General features: G+C 46.8%; 15 protein-coding genes. All 15 read right to left on the bottom strand.

The features are described 5' to 3' along the window. Positions 1-153: 153 nt before the first annotated feature. The gene (locus VT06_RS13280; RefSeq protein ID WP_046554806.1) at positions 154-600 is read right to left on the bottom strand and encodes a DUF2802 domain-containing protein; all 447 of its coding nucleotides are present in this window, start codon (positions 598-600) and stop codon (positions 154-156) included. A gap of 14 nt (positions 601-614) precedes the next feature. Beyond that, positions 615-1,106, bottom strand: a complete 492-nt coding sequence (locus VT06_RS13275) for a chemotaxis protein CheW (protein WP_046554805.1) — start codon at positions 1,104-1,106, stop codon at positions 615-617. Continuing rightward, positions 1,103-1,882, bottom strand: a complete 780-nt coding sequence (locus VT06_RS13270; RefSeq protein ID WP_046554804.1) for a chemotaxis protein CheW — start codon at positions 1,880-1,882, stop codon at positions 1,103-1,105. Before VT06_RS13270 ends, VT06_RS13275 begins: the two co-directional genes overlap by 4 nt. Then, entirely contained in the window at positions 1,882-2,661 is a 780-nt protein-coding gene (locus VT06_RS13265; RefSeq protein ID WP_046554803.1) for a ParA family protein, read from the bottom strand. The genes VT06_RS13270 and VT06_RS13265 overlap by 1 nt, the downstream gene beginning before the upstream one ends. Before the next feature lie 2 nt (positions 2,662-2,663). Continuing rightward, positions 2,664-3,629 (bottom strand): flagellar motor protein MotB, encoded by a 966-nt coding sequence (locus VT06_RS13260; RefSeq protein WP_046554802.1) that lies wholly within the window; start codon positions 3,627-3,629, stop codon positions 2,664-2,666. Between the two features lie 5 nt (positions 3,630-3,634). Next, positions 3,635-4,378: a flagellar motor protein gene (locus tag VT06_RS13255; RefSeq protein WP_046554801.1), complete on the bottom strand. Its 744-nt coding sequence runs from the start codon at positions 4,376-4,378 to the stop codon at positions 3,635-3,637. Continuing rightward, positions 4,371-5,567: a chemotaxis response regulator protein-glutamate methylesterase gene (locus tag VT06_RS13250; RefSeq protein ID WP_046554800.1), complete on the bottom strand. Its 1,197-nt coding sequence runs from the start codon at positions 5,565-5,567 to the stop codon at positions 4,371-4,373. Before VT06_RS13250 ends, VT06_RS13255 begins: the two co-directional genes overlap by 8 nt. An 11-nt stretch (positions 5,568-5,578) precedes the next feature. Beyond that, the gene (locus tag VT06_RS13245; RefSeq protein WP_046554799.1) at positions 5,579-7,768 is read right to left on the bottom strand and encodes a chemotaxis protein CheA; all 2,190 of its coding nucleotides are present in this window, start codon (positions 7,766-7,768) and stop codon (positions 5,579-5,581) included. 15 nt (positions 7,769-7,783) lie between these two features. Further along, positions 7,784-8,542 carry a protein phosphatase CheZ gene (locus VT06_RS13240; RefSeq protein ID WP_046554798.1) on the bottom strand — a complete coding sequence of 253 codons (759 nt, stop codon included), beginning with the start codon at positions 8,540-8,542 and terminating at the stop codon, positions 7,784-7,786. A gap of 25 nt (positions 8,543-8,567) precedes the next feature. Continuing rightward, the gene (gene cheY, locus VT06_RS13235; RefSeq protein WP_046554797.1) at positions 8,568-8,951 is read right to left on the bottom strand and encodes a chemotaxis response regulator CheY; all 384 of its coding nucleotides are present in this window, start codon (positions 8,949-8,951) and stop codon (positions 8,568-8,570) included. 47 nt (positions 8,952-8,998) lie between these two features. Then, positions 8,999-9,679 (bottom strand): RNA polymerase sigma factor FliA, encoded by a 681-nt coding sequence (locus VT06_RS13230; protein WP_200897986.1) that lies wholly within the window; start codon positions 9,677-9,679, stop codon positions 8,999-9,001. Positions 9,680-9,714: 35 nt separating this feature from the next. Beyond that, on the bottom strand, positions 9,715-10,545 hold the full coding sequence (locus tag VT06_RS13225) for a MinD/ParA family protein (RefSeq protein ID WP_200897985.1): 831 nt from the start codon (positions 10,543-10,545) through the stop codon (positions 9,715-9,717). Between the two features lie 40 nt (positions 10,546-10,585). Beyond that, on the bottom strand, positions 10,586-12,034 hold the full coding sequence (gene flhF, locus VT06_RS13220; RefSeq protein WP_046554794.1) for a flagellar biosynthesis protein FlhF: 1,449 nt from the start codon (positions 12,032-12,034) through the stop codon (positions 10,586-10,588). Between the two features lie 9 nt (positions 12,035-12,043). Next, on the bottom strand, positions 12,044-14,149 hold the full coding sequence (gene flhA / locus VT06_RS13215; RefSeq protein WP_046554793.1) for a flagellar biosynthesis protein FlhA: 2,106 nt from the start codon (positions 14,147-14,149) through the stop codon (positions 12,044-12,046). Positions 14,150-14,309: 160 nt separating this feature from the next. Beyond that, complete coding sequence (flhB, locus tag VT06_RS13210; protein ID WP_046554792.1) at positions 14,310-15,440, bottom strand: flagellar biosynthesis protein FlhB; 1,131 nt, start codon at positions 15,438-15,440, stop codon at positions 14,310-14,312. Positions 15,441-15,442: the final 2 nt, after the last annotated feature.

The raw sequence follows: 15,442 nt of genomic DNA, 5'->3' as shown, positions 1-15,442 counted from the left end.
CGATAGATCTGATCACCAAACGCCATGAATGTTCAATTATTTCTTTATTATACTATTGTTTTTTATATACATTTTGTGGGGATTTGTCAGGGTCAGAGTGATTTAATTGGCTGCAATTAAATCACTCTGACCCTTTTTATTTTTTACTGTTTATTATGGTTTGGCTTGGTGCAGGTTAAATAGCAGTTCGGCTTCGGCGCGGGGTAATTCGCATTCGCGCATAATTTCTTCTAAATCTGCACCAAGCTGCACCATTTTCATGGCCCGGGTATAAATTTTACCCTCGGGATCGGTTAATGACAGTGCTTGTTGTTGCTCGGCGAGCGCATCGAAACTATTGTGCAGCTGCTGCAGTTCATTTTCCAGATTACGTACCCGCTGGTCTAGCGTTAATACCCGCTGCCCCACACCAATAATGCCTGCTCGCAGTTCTTCAGTTTCAGTTTGCGCTGCGGCCAGTTGTTGCTGGCTTAATTCTAGCTGTTGACTGAAGATAGAGAGTTGGTTATCACCGGCTTTTCGTTGTAACAGCATAAACCAGTAAAGTAATGCTATTAGCAGTAAAAAAACCAGTGTCTGGCCCAGCATCCATGTGGTCATAGGAAGTTCTCCGCTTACAGGCTGTTAACTTCTTCCCATTCTTCATCGTTGAGCATTTTATTTAAATCTACCAGGATCAATAACTGCCCTTCACGGTTCGAAACACCCTGAATAAAACGGGCACTTTCTTCCGTTCCTACATTCGGTGCTGTATCAACTTCAGATTGTTTCAGGTAGACCACTTCTGCCACGCTATCAACCAGAATACCAATAACCTGACGCTCTGCTTCAATAATGACAATACGGCTGTGATCGGTAGCATCACCTGGCGCCAAGCCAAAGCGGGCCCGGGTATCGATTACCGTAACCACGTTACCACGTAAATTAATAATACCCATTACGTATTCAGGGGCGCCCGGCACCGGGGCTATCTCGGTATAGCGCAACACTTCTTGAACTTGCATAACGTTGATACCGTAAGTTTCTTCTTGTAACCGAAAGGTAACCCACTGTAAAACAAGATCAGTACTGCCTTTATTGGCTGCTTTTGACTGACTATTGCTCATATACCGCTCCTGTAATTTTTGCTGCCTGCCAAGGCGTGAATGTCCTGACCGCGATTAAGTAAGTTAATCATAGCGTCAACATCAACTAAAACACACATATGCTTTTTAATTAATCCTGCCATCCAAGGCCTTTTACCGTCTATCTCTCGCCATTTTACGTCTTCTTGCTGCAACGTAACGGTGTTAATTAGTGTTTCGCACGCCAAACCCCAGTTACTGGTGCCCAGCATAATAACATACTGATAGTTTATCGATTCCAACAAGTTCTGCTCGTATTTTTCTGGCATAACCCAACGGGCACTGTCTACTACACTGATTTTTTGTTGCCGATACAACATAACGCCTTTAAACCAAGCTGGTTTACCAAATAAGCTGTTTATTTCGGTTAACTGATGAATACCACCTAACTCTTTTAACGGTAATGCCAGTGTTAAGCCTGCCACAGAAAAAAATAATGCTTGGAAAGGCCCTTGCCGATACGCTTTCGCTGCACTTTTAGGCGGGGTCACCGTTGCGGGTGGTATTACTGCTATGGTGCTTAGCCGCTCTGCTATGGGAATGTCACGGCTTTGTATCTGAACGTCTGTTACCGGAGCAATAACCGGCTTGGCTTCTAGCTGGGGTGCTTGTGTTAATGAACTGGCCTGCGCTAATAAACGATTTAGTTCCTGCGTTTTAGCATCCTCGACCAAGCTGGTTTCAGTAGCACCATCATCCGTCAATAAAGCCGATAAATAATGCTGCATCACTTTTTGGCTGGCCATTAAACTGCTCATTATGCCTCCGGTGCCAGCTGCAATAAATACGTTAGTAAGGTGTTGTAGGCAAAAACGCCGCGAGAGCCGGGCGCATAACTATTTGGCGGTGTTTGCGCCACGCTGGCATCCCGAAATTTGGTATCTACCGGCACCACTGCCGACCATACTTTACCCTGATATGTGGATTTTAATTGTTTATACGCTTCTAGTGATGCCCGGGTTCTTTTGTCATACATGGTTGGAATGATAGTAAAAGCGTAGTCTTTTTGCTGCGAGCTGCGCATTAATGCCATGGTGGCGATCATTCGCTCCAGCCCTTTTAATGCCAGAAATTCGGTTTGCACCGGAATTAATATGCGGTTACAGGCAGCAATAGCATTGACCATTAATACCCCCATCACTGGCGGGCAGTCGAGCAGCACGTAATCATATTCATTTTTAACTTTTTGCAGCGCTTTTTTCAGAATAAGCCCCATTCCGCCTTTATTACCAAGGGAGCGGTCAAGCGTAGCAAGCGCCATAGATGATGGCAAAATATCCAGATTACTGACGCCACTGGGGCACAATGACTGTAAAATTTCTTCGCGGGTAATATCTTTGCCGCGAATAAAAATATCATAGACACTGTTTTCCAGCTCTTCAGCGTCAATGCCAAAATAGTAAGTCAGCGAGGCATGCGGATCGGTGTCTACCAGTAATACCCGATAGCCGCGCTCTGCCAACAAGCCGCCCAAGGTTACCGTAGTAGTCGTTTTGCCGACGCCACCTTTCTGATTAGCAATGGTCCAAATTAGCACATTCAGGGTTCCTGTTGTTCGGGCAGTGCATCTGGATTTTCCTGACGAGTGGTGATTCTCACTCCACCACCTGGCAACGCGATCACCCGGATACTGCCGTCATCCTGAGTAACTTGCTGTAGTTGTTGTTGCAACGGTTCACTTTGTTGCTGTTGCTCCAACTTATCCGGTAAATAGCCATAGCGAGATAGGGCGATAACCACTTTACGGTTTTCTGCCCGCCCTTGCGCGCTGTCGTTACTACTTTGTGCATAATATTGGCCGAAGCCTTCAATAGCCATTCGATGCGATGGTGTATTCAGGGTTTCAAGCGTTCGCAACACCGAGGTTGCCCGTGCAACAGACAGCTCCCAGTTTGACGAAAATAATTCGTTATTAATCGGTTGATCATCCGTGTAGCCGCGAACCCTGATAAAATTACTAATAGGATTAATAATAGTGGTAATTTCACGGAGTAAGGTGCGGGCAGATTGGGTAGCAGTAGCGCTGCCGCTGGCAAACAATAAACCACTGCTTAGTTCAATTATTAGCCAGTTCTCATCCTGCTGTATAGTAACTACGCCTTGCTCAATTAAATTGGCCAGCGCCCGGGTAAGCTCTTGCTGCAGTGACACCAAAGGACTACCAAGAAACTGCTGACGTACATCAGATAACGTACTGGCGTCGGCAATTAGCTCAGGCCCAGCCGCCGGTTCAAGCGAGCTACCGTAATGGCTAAAATCGCTTTGCGGTTCGGCTTGCGGTAACAGGCCACGGCCACTAACACCACTGCCGGTTTGGTTTGGCCGCTCAAACACATTGGTTAGGGTATCGGCCAACGCGCTAAACTCTTCGTCTTTTACCACTGACATAGCATATAGCACCACAAATAAAGCAAACATCAGGGTCATATAATCTGCGTAAGAAACCAACCAGCGGTCGAGCTGCTCTGGTTCAACTTGCTGATGTTGCGGCTTATGGCGGTACATAACGGTTAACTCAACCGATACGCAGCAAGCTTGCGCTCAATATTACGTGGGTTTTCACCCTGCGCTATCGAGACCAAACCTTCAACGATCAGTTCATGGTAAAGCGTATGTTGGTACACCAGGCTTTTCAGTTTATTCCCAACCGGTATAAAAATCAGATTAGCAAAACCCACCCCATAAATTGTCGCCACAAAGGCCGTTGCTACGCCCATACCCAACAATTTTGGCTCTGAAATATTCGACATGGCCTGAATAAGACCCAGTACCGCCCCTACAATACCGATGGTCGGGCTATAACCGCCCATGGCTTCAAAAATTCGGGCACCACGCAGCATGCGCTCACGCTCGAGGGTAAGTTCAGCATCCAGAGTATCTTGCAATACCTGAGCTTCAACGCCGTCAACCAATAAGTTTAAACCACGATGCAAAAAAGGGTCACTTTCTTCCAGCGCAGCAGACTCCAGTGACAAAAAACCATTGGTTCGGGCTGATGCGCCCCAGTTGATAATGCGTTCTACGGTATTTTGTAGCGGTAAGCTGTGTGGCCGGATAACCCAAGGTAACATACTAAAGCCCAATCGGAATTGTGGCAGTGGCGTTTGTAGCATCACCGCGCCCACTGTACCGCCGACCACTATAATAAATGCCGGCAAATGCAACAGCGTGGTGAGCGAGCCGCCCTCCAGCATAAAGCCCCCCGCCACCGCTAATATTGCCAGTATAAAGCCACTAATTGCCAATTTATCCATGGGTCACTTCCGTTGTTAGCTGGCTGGCAATATCACTTAAACTTACTTCCAGATCCATTAGTCCGGCAGCTGCTATGGCCTGAGGCATCCCGTAAACCACACAACTTGCCTCGTCCTGAGCCCATATTCGTGAACCCACTTGCTTTAGCATTCTGGCCCCTTCCCGGCCATCAGCACCCATGCCGGTTAATACCAGTGCCAGTACTTTATCTTGAAAAACCCTGGCAGCGGTTGCAAAAGTAACGTCGACACTGGGTTTAAAGGTTATTCTGGGCGAGTCGTCTTCTTTAATGCGAAGCCGGGCCTGACTCTCATTTCCTTCAACCAGCATTTGTTTACCACCGGGTGCCAGATAAGCCACACCAGGGCGCAGAATGTCATTATCTGCAGCTTCTTTAATTTCAATTTTAGCCAGGCTGTTCAGCCGCTGAGCAAAGGCACCGGTAAACGCCGCTGGCATATGTTGAATTAAAATAATTGGCAACGGAAAATTGGCAGGTAAATTGGTCAGGATCCGCTGCAACGCAACAGGACCACCGGTTGAGGTGCCAATGGCCACTAACTTATAACGTTTGCCACTGGCTTTGAAATTTTCACTACGCGCGGAAGTACTGCCAAGTCGCTCAGTCAGTTTAGGCCGGCTTAACGCACTGCGGGGTAAACTATTGCTGCCTAACGTGTTGCTATTTAAGGTGGACGTATTTCGCCCAGCACTACTAGCATTGCCCAAGGTAGTACCAGCTGAATTTAATGGGGTACCGGATGCACTGAACGTACTGCGGCCAAGAGGCCTTTTTCGGGCTACCGCTTTTACTCTGTCACGCAGCACCATACCCGCTTCTTCTTTATCACGGGCAATATCTTCAAATTTTTTCGGCAGAAAATCAACTGCACCAGCATCTAAGGCATCAAAAGTTGCTTTGGCGCCTTCATGCGTTAATGACGAAAACATTAAAATAGGAATACGCTGGTTCTGCAGAATTTCCCGTACCGCACTAATGCCATCCAATATCGGCATTTCGATATCCATGGTAATAACATCAGGCTTTAGTGCCAGCGCTTTGGTTACCGCATCGCGTCCGTCGTTAGCGGTATCAATAACTTCCAGTTCAGGATCGGCACTGAGTATTTCCGTCAGCCGGCGGCGAAAAAAACTGGAATCATCTACAATTAGCACCCTTATTGACATGCGGTACTCTCTTAAGCGTTTAGCTTATTAAACCGATCAAATTTAATCTTGGATTTTTTAGCATAATGTTTTAATAAGTTTGGTACATCCAGAATTAATGCAATTCCACCGTCAGAGGTAATTGTAGCGCCGGCCATACCAGGTGTTCCTTGCAGCAAGGCATCCAACGGTTTAATCACTACTTCTTCCTGACCTATTAGCGAATCTACCACAAAACCGACTTGCTGAGTGCCAATCTGGACGATAACAACATGACCTTGCTCGCGGCGTAGTTGTTTGTTCGAGCCTTTAACCAGCCAGTGCTCGAGATAAAACAAGGGCAGCGCTTTATTTCGCACGACAATGGTCAGTTGGCCATCAACAATATTGGTTTTTGCCAGGTCAAGATGAAAAATCTCGTTAACACCGGCCAGCGGCAAGGCAAAGGTTTGCGCCCCTACCATCACCATTAGGGTGGGCAAAATAGCCAGGGTTAACGGCACTTTAATTTCCAGCAAGGTTCCTTGTCCCAGCTTAGAGTTAATTTGCACGGTGCCGTTTAGCTGGTTAATTTTAGTTTTCACTACATCCATGCCAACACCACGGCCGGAAATATCAGATATTTGCTCTTTCGTTGAAAAACCCGGGGCAAAAATAAGGTTAAACGCCTCGTTGTCTGACATTCTGGCAGCCGCATCAACATCTAAAATACCGCGCTTAATGGCAATACCTTTCAGTTTTTCAGGATCCATGCCGGCACCATCATCTTCAATGGTCAGTAAGATATGATCGCCGGCCTGAGTGGCGGCCAGTTTTACCACCCCCACTTTTGGTTTTCCGGCTTTTAATCGCACATCGGGCATTTCAATACCATGATCAACCGAATTGCGCACTAAGTGAACTAATGGATCAGCCAGTGCTTCGACCAAATTTTTATCTAAATCGGTTTCTTCACCTTCCAGCACTAAATTAATATCTTTTTGCAAAGCGCGGGCTAAATCGCGAACTACCCGGGGAAAGCGACCAAATACTTTTTTAATTGGCTGCATGCGGGTTTTCATTACCGCCCCCTGAATGTCGGCAGTAACTACGTCCAGGTTAGAAATGGCTTTTGTCATTGCCTCATCCTGAGTACTGGTTGACAAGCTAACCAATCGGTTACGCACCAGAACCAGTTCGCCGACCATATTCATTATTTGATCTAAGCGTTTGGTATCAACCCGAACCGTGGTTTCTGCCGCTGCTGCCGCTTTATCGGCATTTGCAGCTGCTGGTGCGGAAGAAGGGGCAGGCGCGTTAGCGGCCACAGGCGCTTTTACTGGCGCGACAGGCGTGCTGGCTGCTGCCTGTGTTGGTTTAACTGGCGCTACTGGTGCGGGTTTTCGCGGTGCTGGTGGCGCCACTTCAACCGGAGCATTGCCTTTGCCATGCAACTGATCAAGTAAGGCTTCAAACTCGTCGTCACTAATTTCATCAGTTTTAACTGAAGTGGTGTTTGCTGTAGGAGTTACTGCTGTTTTACCTGCATTAGCAGCAACACCGGCAGTTGTATTGCTGTCTGGTACAAAAGAGCCTTTACCGTGCAGCTGATCTAAAATAGCTTCAAATTCATCATCGGTAATATCGCTGTTTTCAGCGGTATTCAGCGCACTGCTGGTTGAAGCGGCAACCGGAGTCGGCACGGCTTCGTTTCGGCCCGGTGCGCCTTTACCATGCAGTTCATCGAGCATTTTTTCAAAGTCAGCTTCACTGATATCGTCAATATCGCCGCTGTCTATTGCAGCATTTGGCTCGGGTGCTGCCTCAACAACAGGTGGCGCGCTACCTTCGCTTGCTGGCTCACTGTAATAATGTAACGCATCAAGTAACTCCGCGTTAGCCGGGGTTAGAGGCTGTCGCGCTTGCACTGCAACAAACATGGCGTTAATGGCATCTAATGTTTGCAGAATAACGTCCATCAGCTCAGACGTTACCCGGCGCTTACCGGTTCGTAAAATATCGAATACGTTTTCTGCACCATGACAAGCATCGACCAGTTCGGTTAACGATAGAAAACCGGCACCACCTTTTACCGTATGAAAACCACGGAAAATAGCATTTAGCAGATTGGCATCATCGGGGTTATTTTCCAGTTCAACCAGTTGTTCCTGCAGTAGCTCAAGGATCTCACCGGCTTCAACCAGAAAGTCTTGTAAAATGTCTTCATCCATATCAAAGCTCATGCGCAGAAACCTCTGTTAAAAACCTAAACTGGACAATAAATCATCAACATCGTCCTGACCTGAAACAACATCATCACGCTCAGCAGCATCAATTATTGGCCCCTCAGCTGCATTGGCTGCCTTCACTTTCACTTTTGCGGGCATAGCTTTAATCTCGGATTGCTCGGGGTTGGCCTGACCAAATGCCGTTAGCAAACCAATAAGACTGTCTTCTACTTCACGTACCAGCTCAATAACCCGGCGTAAAATTTGTCCGGTTAAATCTTGATAGTCTTGTGCCATTAACACATCGGTTAATAAGGCATTTAAGGTGGCAGAATCAATACTTGCCTGTTCCATAAATCCATCAACACCGTGACACAACTGCTTAAATTCGCCCAGTTTAATTTGGCGCTGCATTAAACGCTGCCACTGCGGCAACAGCTGATTAAGTTGCTGAGTAAGGCTATCCGCTATTGGTAAGCATGACTCAACTGCATCCATGGTTTTATTGGCGGCTTGCTCTGTCATATCAATAACATGATTGAGCCGTCTTTTCGCGTCGGGAATTTCTTCTTCAAGCAGATTATTTAGTGACGGATCGATGTGGAAATTTTTTAAAGAATCGTGCAGTTGCCGGGTAAGTTTACCTACTTCAGCAAACAGTTCGGAAGAACCGGGTACAGTTATGGTTTGCACTAACGTATTAGCCAGTTGTTGCTCACCCATTTCCAATAACTGTACCAACTCCTTTGCTTGTTCCAGCGTGATATCATTAGCCGTAGTGTCAGACATAGTGTCACTCCTTGTCAGTTACGGCTTAACCTAAACGTTCAAAAACTTTTGCCAGCTTTTCTTGCAAGGTAGCGGCAGTAAAGGGTTTAACAATATAGCCATTAACGCCAGCCTGGGCGGCAGCAATAATTTGCTCTTTTTTAGCTTCAGCCGTTACCATCAGCACCGGAATATGCTTTAACTTGGCGTCAGCCCGAATAGCACGCAATAAATCTATTCCTTGCATGCCAGGCATATTCCAATCTGTTACCACAAAATCAAATTCGCCATTTTGCAACATGGGTAGTGCGGTACTGCCATCGTCCGCTTCCGATACGTTGGTAAACCCCAGATCGCGTAGCAAGTTTTTAATAATTCGTCTCATAGTTGAAAAATCATCAACCACAAGAATTTTCATATTTTTATCCAAAGTCCCCTCCGACGAGATAATACGCCTGGTATCTCAACTGCTTTAATTTATACCCATGCCTGCATTCTAGCTTTTAACCGCACAAGCGCCTGGCTGTGGATCTGACTAATCCGGGACTCGCTAACATCTAGCACTGCCCCAATTTCTTTTAAATTTAATTCTTCGTTGTAATACAATGAGAGTACCAGAGCTTCGCGCTCCGGCAAACTGCTAATGGTTGTAACCAGTGCTTTATTAAACGCTTCATTCGCTTGATGTTCATATAACTGATCACCGTCTCTATCATCCGACGTTACCAATGCGTCTTCCGATATGCCAAGATCTTCAATACCGATAATTCTGCCAGAGCTGACATCGGTTAACATATGATGGTACTCATTGAGGGATATATCAAGCTTTTCAGCAACTTCTACATCTTTTACATCACGACCAAATTCGGCTTCAAGTTCAGCAATAGTGTCAGCAATTAGCCGGGCATTGCGATGTACCGAGCGTGGGGTCCAGTCACCACGGCGCATTTCATCCAACATTGAACCGCGGATGCGGATACCGGCAAAGGTTTCAAAGCTGGCCCCTTTGCTACCATCGAAATTTTTTGCTGCTTCAATCAGACCTATCATGCCTGACTGAATTAAGTCATCAACCAGCACACTGGCCGGCAACCTGGCCATTAAATGGTAAGCAATTCTTTTTACCAACGGGGCGTGACGTTCAACCAGCTGTTGCATCTGGTCAACTCCACCATATGCCGCCAATTTACTGTTCACACAACCCCCTGGCCAGCCCGTGGCTGCAGTAGTTGTTCAAGGAAAAATTCCAGATGGCCAGAGGCATTTGCCGGAACAGGCCATTTAATGGCTTTTAATGCCAGCCCTTTAACGGCCATACTAGCTGGGGTTTTTGGAAAAGCGTCAATAAAGGCTTTTTGTTTGCGGGCGGCTTTACGAACATTTTCATCATATGGGACGGTTGCGACCAGTTCGAGGCTAACATCTAAAAAACGGTCGGTTACCCGGCTAAGCTTGACAAATAGTTCCTGACCTTCATTCATATTGCGCACCATGTTGGCGACAATTTTAAATTTTTCTACGCCATGATCCCGGCTCAAAATTTTCATTAAGGCGTAGGCGTCAGTTATGGAACTAGGTTCATCGCACACCACCACTACCACATCCTGCGAGGCGCGGGAAAAGCTTAACACCATATCAGAGATACCCGCTGCGGTATCGACCAGCAACACATCAACCGGGGTTTTTAATTCACTAAAAGCACGAATAAGCCCGGCATGCTCTACCGATGATAATTCCGTCATACTTTGTGAGCCTGAAGTGGCCGGCACAATTTTAATGCCAAAAGGGCCTTCGATAATAATATCGTCCAGCTCACATTCGCCCGACAATACATGAGATAAGTTTTTTTCTACCCGTAGCCCCAGCATAACATCGCAATTGGCTAAACCAAGGTCAGCATCTAGCACTAACACTTTTTTACCTAGTTGTGCCATAGCCATAGCCATGTTAAGGCTAACATTGGTTTTACCTACGCCGCCTTTGCCACCTGTTATTGATATTACTTTTACCATCTGCTTATTCATTCTTCTCAGGCCATTGGCTTGATCGTCAATTAATTCGTGACTATGCATAGGTTTTTTCCACTCGGGATACATCATCCTGATACCACTGATGTCCGGCACTACTGTGGGTTAACCGCAGTATTTCGGCTCGTTGCACTAAATCTGCTGCGTCGGCTACCACGATATCTTCCGGTACTCGCTGGCCGTTAGTTAAATAACTGACCGGCAATGCGCTTTGAATGGCTACGTTAATTACTTCACCTAAACTTAAGCATTCATCAAGTTTAGTAAAAATACAACCTGCCAGTGAAATTCGTTTGAACTGCGCCACCGTTTCCTGCATTACTCTGGCTTGCGCTGTGGCAGACAATACCAGATAACTTTTTATTTTGACACGGGAATTATGCACCAAACTGGCAAGTTTTTCCGCCAGACGAACATCACGCTGGCTCATACCTGCGGTATCTATCAATATTAGCTTACGCTGCGATAACTGATTTAACAACATCGCCAGTTCATCGCTGTCTTTTGCTTGCTTAACCGGACAACCAATAATACGGCCAAAAGTGGCCAGTTGCTCAAAAGCGCCAATCCGGTAGGAGTCGGTAGTGATCAACGCCACCTGATCGGCACCATGGCGCTTGGCAAAACCAGCAGCTAATTTGGCTACGGTAGTGGTTTTACCTACCCCGGTCGGGCCAACCAGCGCCACTATACCACCGCGGCGCAATATATCATCGTTGGTGGTAGATAACTGGCCACTTAATAGCTCCATAGCGGTGTCCCAAGCTTCGCCAGCGTTAATGTCTTCCGGCATAAAACAGGCTAACTGATCGGCCACCTGATCTGACAAACCTAATTGTTGTAAATGTTCGATAACCATGGCGCGGATCGGTTCACGCCGGGCTAAATCTTGCCACATTAAGCCAGAAACCTGATGCTGCAACAACTGGCGCATTGACAGCATTTCATTACGCATAGCTTCAAACTGACTGGCCATAGCCTGGCTTTGTTGCTGTTGCTGTTTACTCAGCTCTTGCCACTGGCTGGCTGGGACGCCCTGACTGGTGCCAGAACTTTGACGCTCGAACACCGCCGCAGCGCTAACACGTTGTTGCGGGACATCAGCTTGCCGCTTACTCGCCTGACTGGCTGGCTCACGACTTTGTTGCTTAATCATTTGCCGGGCCAGTAATTCGCGTAACGAGTCAGCCGGTGCCGCCGCACTGCTGCTATCATCAAGCTGACTGTGGCTATTATCGGCGTCGTTGTCATCTACTCTGGCGTTAAACCGCGGTTCGTTACGAGCCGGTTGCTTTAGGCCTGCAGGCGTTGTAACTGCTGGCGCGACCGGGCTGGCAGCTTGGCTTTCCGGGTCAACTGCAGCAACAATTTCTACCCCTTCGGCTACTTTTTTATTCGATAAAATAATGGCATCGGGTCCGAGAAACTCTTTAACTTCCGTCAGGGCGGTACGCATATCTTTAGCGACAAAGCGTTTTATTTTCATGAGTTACTCCTAGTTCTGCTGACCAATGACACTGATAATTCGAATTTGTTTATCATCGGGAATTTCCTGATAAGACAATACCCGTAAACCTGGAATGGTGTACTTCACGAATCGTGCCATGACTGAGCGTAAAATTCCTGACGTTAGCATTACAGCGCTCTCACCATTGAGTTCCTGATTTTTGTGGGCTTCTTGTAACGACTGCTGAATGCGATCAGCCAGCCCCGGTTCAATACCAGCACCATCGTTACCGGCTGCTTGCATTGACTGATGCAACATCTGCTCAAGCTCTGGGGCAAAGGTAATTACCGGAATTTCAGGCTTGTTTCCCACCACTTCCTGCACAATTAACCGGCGCAGAGCAATGCGGCAAGCTGCGGTTAATACATCCACGTCCTGACTTTTACTGCCGTACTCAACCAGCGTTTGTACTATGCTGCGCATATCCCGGATGGGCACACCTTCTTGTAGTAAGTTTTGCAATACTTTAACCACCGTAGTTAGCTGCAGCACTTCAGGTACCAGGCCTTCTACTAATTTGGGTGAATGTTTTGCCAGCATATCCAGCAAATTCTGCACTTCTTCATGCCCGAGTAAATTCGCCGCGTTGTTAGTTAAAATCTGGCTTAAATGCGTGGCCACTACGGTAGCCGCATCCACTACGGTGTAACCAAGAGTTTGTGCATGCTCACGCTGATCTTTACCAATCCATACCGCATCCAGACCAAAAGCAGGGTCTTTAGTCGCCACCCCTTTTAGCTGGCCAAATACCTGACCTGGGTTAATCGCCAGCTCGTTATCGTGACGTAATTCACCTTCGCCACTGGTTACCCCCATTAGCGCCACCCGATAACTGTTTGGCTCTAAATCAAGGTTGTCACGAATATGTACCGGTGGTATCAAAAAACCCAGTTCTTGCGACAATTTTTTACGCACACCTTTTATGCGGTTTAATAACTCTCCGCCCTGCGCTTTATCTACCAAAGGTATTAAACGATAACCTACCTCAAGACCAATGGTATCGACCCCTTGTACGTCATCCCAACCAATTTCTTTGACCGGCTGCAGCTGGTTATCAGAGGCAGGCGTGGTATTTTTTGTCACCAGTTCTGATTGCACCTGCCCTGCTTTACGCCGAATAAACCAGGCTGTACTACCAATTAGCGCGGCCAAACTTAAAAAAGCAAAGTGTGGCATGCCTGGCACAATACCCATTAAAGTGAGTACCCCGGCGGCAATAAACAATACCTTGGTGTTATCACTAAGCTGAGCGGTCATTTGCTCGCCCAAATCACCTGATTTATTCTGGCGGGTTACAATAATGGCAGTACCAATTGACAGCAGCAGTGATGGGATTTGCGCCACTAAACCATCACCGATAGTCAGCAGCGTATAAATTTCCATGGCATCGCCAAATTTCAGATCATGCTGCATCATGCCAATAAGTAAGCCACCAATTAAATTGATAACCAAAATAACAATACCGGCAATAGCATCGCCTTTGACAAACTTACTGGCACCATCCATTGAACCGTAAAAATCGGCTTCATTGGTGACTTCTTCACGCCGGGTTCGTGCTTCATCCTGAGTAATTAAACCCGAGTTTAAATCGGCATCAATGGCCATTTGCTTACCGGGCATGGCATCAAGGGTAAAACGCGCCGACACTTCAGCGATACGGCCCGCACCTTTAGTGACCACTACAAAGTTAATAATAATTAAGATTAAAAAGACTACGATACCGACAGCATAATTACCGCCGATAACCACCGAGCCAAAAGCTTCAATAACCTTACCGGCCGCGTCGCCACCGTTATGGCCCTCCAGTAACACCACCCGGGTACTGGCAACGTTTAACGCCAGACGCATAATGGTTGCCACCAGCAAAACACTGGGAAAAATACCAAAATCGAGCGGGCGCAGGGTGTAAATGGTAACCAGTAACACCACCAGCGACAGCGCAATATTAAAAGAGAATAAGGTATCAAGCAAAATAGGCGGCAGCGGTAATACCACCATTGCCAGTGCAGCCAGAATAAGTAACGGTGTACCAAGCCCTTTCATAAAAGACAATTTTGATTTATCAAAGTTATGGAAATACTGAATAAACTGCATGGCATACCTAACAAATTATTGACGCAAAATGCGTACCCTAATCAGTATCAGCAAAAACCATTCCATAACTTAAAAATATCAAAAAGCTAAAAAGGGTCAGAGTGATTTATTTTACAAATAAATCACTCTGACCCTTTTTATTGCTTTTATTAATAGTGGCTTAGTGGCGAAGCTCGGTGGGGATCGGTAACTCTTTGGCCAGAGTTTTCGGCCGGCTGCCCTTGCCTTTTTTATACATTTTAAGTTGATACACGTACGCCAGCACCTGGGCGACTGCGGCAAATAACTGTTCAGGGATGGGATGATCCAGCTGTGTAGTATAAAAAATAGACCGGGCCAGCGCGGGTGACTCAATAACCGGTACCTTGTGTTCATTGCCTATTTTTCGAATATGCATAGCGACTTCATCAACGCCCTTGGCGACGACCACCGGTGCGCGAAATTTACCCTGATCATATTTTAGTGCGATAGCATAGTGAGTTGGGTTGGTGACGATAACATCAGCGGTGGGTACTTCCTGCATCATCCGTTTCATCGACATTTGCATTTGGGTACGCCGGATACGGGCTTTAATCTCCGGGCTACCTTCAGAGTTTTTATGCTCGTCTTTAATTTCCTGCAAGCTCATTTTTAGCTGCCGGACATGGTTCCAGGTTTGATAGGGTGCATCTACCATGGCAATAATGGATACGCTGCTGCAAAGCCCCAAGAATAACCAGGCCAGCACGTATAATGCCGACTCAATATTATTTGGCTCACTCATCAATGACAGCGCCATGATGTCCATGAAAAATAGCTTTAACAATAAGTAGGCAACGGTACACACCACCGCTACTTTTAAAATCCCTTTGCCCAGTTCAACTAACGCCTGTAAGCCAAACATGCGCTTAAAGCCTTTCAGCGGGCTCATTTTACTCAATTTTGGTCCGGCCGCCTGCCAGCTAAAATTAAAGCCGCCTAATAAAGAATTACCCACAAACGCTGCCACCAAAATAAAGGCGAAAATTGCGGCCAGTGGCGGTAACAGCTCTTTGCCTACCTCGGTCCAGGCGGTAAACATTGAATTTGTATCAAACATATCTTTCTGATCAAGGTGCAGCATTCGCTGCCCGACATTTAGCACCCCCATCGCCAACATCTTACCAAACATTAGCATTGACGCCGCGCTAGCGATTAACACAAAAGCGGTGCCCAGTTCTTTCGAGCGGGCAATTTGGCCTTTTTCGGCGGCGTCTTGCAGCTTTTTCGGGGTGGGCTGTTCGGTTTTTTCTGCGCCGGAATCTTCTGCCATCG

This window comes from Arsukibacterium sp. MJ3 (assembly GCF_000987765.1).
In the GTDB taxonomy this organism is placed as follows: Bacteria; Pseudomonadota; Gammaproteobacteria; order Enterobacterales; family Alteromonadaceae; genus Alishewanella.
This window is presented reverse-complemented; position numbering and strand designations above follow the sequence as displayed.

Bases quoted from the DNA above. Each gene is read 5' to 3' on its own strand.
- flhF (WP_046554794.1), bottom strand. From the start codon at position 12,034: ATGAAAATAAAACGCTTTGTCGCTAAAGATATGCGTACCGCCCTGACG.
- VT06_RS13225 (WP_200897985.1), bottom strand. From the start codon at position 10,545: ATGAATAAGCAGATGGTAAAAGTAATATCAATAACAGGTGGCAAAGGC.
- flhA (WP_046554793.1), bottom strand. From the start codon at position 14,149: ATGCAGTTTATTCAGTATTTCCATAACTTTGATAAATCAAAATTGTCT.
- VT06_RS13275 (WP_046554805.1), bottom strand. From the start codon at position 1,106: ATGAGCAATAGTCAGTCAAAAGCAGCCAATAAAGGCAGTACTGATCTT.
- VT06_RS13255 (WP_046554801.1), bottom strand. From the start codon at position 4,378: ATGGATAAATTGGCAATTAGTGGCTTTATACTGGCAATATTAGCGGTG.
- VT06_RS13280 (WP_046554806.1), bottom strand. From the start codon at position 600: ATGACCACATGGATGCTGGGCCAGACACTGGTTTTTTTACTGCTAATA.
- VT06_RS13240 (WP_046554798.1), bottom strand. From the start codon at position 8,542: ATGTCTGACACTACGGCTAATGATATCACGCTGGAACAAGCAAAGGAG.
- VT06_RS13230 (WP_200897986.1), bottom strand. From the start codon at position 9,679: ATGCAACAGCTGGTTGAACGTCACGCCCCGTTGGTAAAAAGAATTGCT.
- VT06_RS13245 (WP_046554799.1), bottom strand. From the start codon at position 7,768: ATGAGCTTTGATATGGATGAAGACATTTTACAAGACTTTCTGGTTGAA.
- VT06_RS13260 (WP_046554802.1), bottom strand. From the start codon at position 3,629: ATGTACCGCCATAAGCCGCAACATCAGCAAGTTGAACCAGAGCAGCTC.
- flhB (WP_046554792.1), bottom strand. From the start codon at position 15,440: ATGGCAGAAGATTCCGGCGCAGAAAAAACCGAACAGCCCACCCCGAAA.
- VT06_RS13250 (WP_046554800.1), bottom strand. From the start codon at position 5,567: ATGTCAATAAGGGTGCTAATTGTAGATGATTCCAGTTTTTTTCGCCGC.
- VT06_RS13270 (WP_046554804.1), bottom strand. From the start codon at position 1,882: ATGAGCAGTTTAATGGCCAGCCAAAAAGTGATGCAGCATTATTTATCG.